Origin of the sequence: Microvirga sp. KLBC 81, from assembly GCF_003075415.1 — a bacterium.
Taxonomy (GTDB): Bacteria; Pseudomonadota; Alphaproteobacteria; order Rhizobiales; family Beijerinckiaceae; genus Microvirga.
Genome location: NZ_QDAH01000345.1, coordinates 1 through 518 on the forward strand (window position 1 = coordinate 1; position 518 = coordinate 518).

Annotated in this window: 1 protein-coding gene; it reads right to left on the reverse strand. The window is 65.1% G+C overall.

Features of this window, described 5'->3' with window-relative positions; genetic code table 11:
• Positions 1-215: 215 nt before the first annotated feature.
• Entirely contained in the window at positions 216-428 is a 213-nt protein-coding gene (locus tag DC522_RS34115) for a hypothetical protein (protein ID WP_116532747.1), read from the reverse strand.
• Positions 429-518: the final 90 nt, after the last annotated feature.

Sequence of the window (518 nt, forward strand, 5' to 3'; positions counted from 1 at the left end):
ATCCAGTGCCAATCTCCTGCCGCGTTTAACCTGCTTGATGGTGCCGTCAGTGCAGAGGCGTAGGTTGAGGGCTCTTCTTCCTCCCAAACTCCCTCTGGATCCTGCTCCCTCCCGACCCTCCGGCGAGGGAGCTTCTTTGCGGTGCAGCCCCAGGCAGGACGGCTGCCCGACCGCGCCGGTCGTCAGGGACGATGAACCTGAGACAGCTCGGACCTTCAGCGATCAGGCTTGTTGCCGCGCTCCCGCCTGATCCTCTCGGCCATGCCGGGGGACATGGGGCCGAGCCCGTCCGGATCACGCTCTTCCTGCGCGAGCTCGTGCGTCATGTTCACGAGCGGATCAAGCGAGGGTTCGAGCGTCGGTTCATCCGCGGCTTGGCGTGCCTCCTTGGCCGCGCTGTTGGCCTTTTCGGCGTTGTCCCGGGCCATGGCCTGTCTCCTATGGCATGTCTTCTCTTTGCCCCGCCAACGCGATCTCTGCGGGATCGTTCCGGCGGCCGTTGTGCGTTAGGACAGGCG

Bases quoted from the DNA above. Each gene is read 5' to 3' on its own strand.
- DC522_RS34115 (WP_116532747.1), bottom strand. From the start codon at position 428: ATGGCCCGGGACAACGCCGAAAAGGCCAACAGCGCGGCCAAGGAGGCA.